The sequence below is a fragment of the Streptomyces sp. NPDC004561 genome (assembly GCF_053602155.1).
This window is the reverse complement of sequence record NZ_JBSGDB010000807.1, coordinates 1-2,280: the sequence shown is the minus strand read 5'-3', so window position 1 is coordinate 2,280 and position 2,280 is coordinate 1. Positions and strand designations below refer to the sequence as shown.

The following is a 2,280-nucleotide window of genomic DNA, read 5'->3' as shown; positions in this document are numbered from 1 at the left end:
GCCCCCGCACAGTGGGCTGCGGCCGTTCCGGCTGACCTGTCCGTGGCAGGTCAGAGCGCGAGGCCGGTGAGAACCAGTACGCGCTCGTAGGTGTAGTCCTCCATCGCGAACCGCACGCCTTCGCGGCCCACGCCGGACTGCTTGGCGCCGCCGTACGGCATCTGGTCGGCGCGGTAGGACGGGACGTCGCCGATCACGACACCGCCGACCTCGAGGGCGCGGTGGGCGCGGAAGGCGACCTGCAGGTCGTGGGTGAACACGCCCGTCTGGAGGCCGTACTTGGAGTCGTTGGCCGCGGCGAACGCCTCGGCCTCGCCGTCCACCTTCTGCACGGTGAGGACCGGGCCGAAGACCTCCTCGCAGGAGAGGGTGACGTCCGCCGGGACGTCGGTGAGGACGGTCGGCGCGTAGGAGGCGCCGTCGCGGTCACCGCCGGTGAGGAGCGTGGCGCCGGCCTCGACCGCCTCCTTCACCCAGGACTCGACGCGCTTGGCGGCGTCCTCGCTGACGAGCGGGCCGACGTCCGTCTTGGCGTCGCTCGGGTCACCGGTGACCTGGGCCTCGACGGCGGCCACGACGCGCGGCAGCAGACGGTCGTAGACCGAGGCGTCGGCGATCACGCGCTGCACCGAGATGCAGGACTGGCCGCCCTGGTAGTTGGAGAAGGTCGCGATGCGGGTGGCGGCCCAGTCCAGGTCGGCGTCGGAGGCGTAGTCGCCGAGGACGACCGCGGCGCCGTTGCCGCCCAGCTCCAGGGTGCAGTGCTTGCGCGGCACCGAGTCCATGATCGCGTAACCGACCTTCTCGGAACCGGTGAAGGAGATGACCGGCAGGCGCTCGTCCTGGACGAGGGCGGGCATGCGGTCGTTGGCGACCGGCAGGATCGACCAGGAGCCGGCCGGCAGGTCGGTCTCGGCGAGCAGGTCACCGAGGATCAGGCCGGAGAGCGGGGTGGCCGGGGCCGGCTTGAGGATGATCGGCGCGCCGGCCGCGATCGCCGGGGCGACCTTGTGGGCGCACAGGTTCAGCGGGAAGTTGAACGGCGCGATGCCGAGCACCACGCCCTTGGGGAAGCGGCGGGTGAGCGCCAGACGGCCCTGGCCGCCGGCGTCGGTGTCGAGCCGCTGGGCCTCGCCGCCGTTGAACCGGCGGGCCTCTTCGGCGGCGAACCGGAACACGGAGACGGCACGGCCGACCTCGCCGCGGGCCCACTTGACGGGCTTGCCGTTCTCGGCGGAGATCAGCTGGGCGATCTCCTCGGCGCGCTCGGCGAGGCGCTTGCTGACGTGGTCGAGGGCGGCGGCGCGCACGTGCGCCGGGGTCGCGGCGAACTCGTCCCGCACGGCGTACGCGGCGGCCACGGCCTCCTCGACCTGGGCGTCGCTGGGCACGCTGACCTTGCCGACGAGCCGGCCGTCCCAGGGCGAGGTGACGTCGAAGGTGTCCTCGCCGGTGACCTGGCGGCCGGCGAGCCAGAAGGCGATGGTGGAAGTCATGTACGAGTCCCGGCCCTTCCGCGTTCGGGGGTGTGCTTGGCTTTCGTGCTCCACGGTAGGGCTGGGGCGGCCGGCGGTCGCTTGTCCGAGTCGTAGCAGTAGGCGCGGCGCGCACTACTGTTTGGACTACTCGGAGGAGGTCGCCTTCAGGGCGAGCCACAGCTCCATGCGGACGTCGGGGTCGTCCAGGGAACGGCCCAGGATCTCCTCGACCCGGCGCATCCGGTACCGCAGCGTGTGCCGGTGCACCCCGAGGTCCGCGGCCGCCGCGTCCCACTGCCCGTGCCGGGAGAGCCAGGCCCGCAGCGACGCCACGAGGTCGCCGCGCCCGGTCGCGTCGTGCTCGTGCAGCGCCCGCAGCAGCCCGTCGGCGAACGCCTTCACCGCGTCGTCGGCCAGCAGCGGCAGCACGGATCCGGCGGCCAACTGCTCGTGCTCCACCAGTACGCGCCCCCGCCGCCGCGCCACCGACAGCGCCTGCTCGGCCTGCTTGTAGGCCGACGCCGCGGCGATCGGTCCGGCCGGGGCGGACAGGCCGGCGACCAGTTCGTCCTCGTCGGCGGCCGCGTGCTCGGGCAGCGCGCGCGCCGCCTCCAACTCCGCCGCGTACCCTGCGCAGGCCGCCACCGCCGCACCCCCGTCCGCGGCCAGCACCACCAGCCGCTCCCCCTCCGGCACCACCAGCACCGCCTCCCCGGCGCGCGCGGCGGCGGACTCCACGGCCTCCGTGAGCTGTCGGCCCCAACGGAAGGTACGGGCGGGCTCGTCACCGGCAGCCGGGAGC

General features: G+C 73.9%; 2 protein-coding genes. Both read right to left on the bottom strand.

The genetic code is table 11. The features are described from left to right. Positions 1–50: 50 nt before the first annotated feature. Positions 51–1,496, bottom strand: a complete 1,446-nt coding sequence (locus tag ACWEN3_RS45540) for an aldehyde dehydrogenase family protein (RefSeq protein WP_452984214.1) — start codon at positions 1,494–1,496, stop codon at positions 51–53. Positions 1,497–1,622: 126 nt separating this feature from the next. Further along, positions 1,623–2,280 (bottom strand): PucR family transcriptional regulator (locus ACWEN3_RS45535; RefSeq protein ID WP_452984212.1); only part of this gene is annotated, 658 nt, incomplete at its 5' end.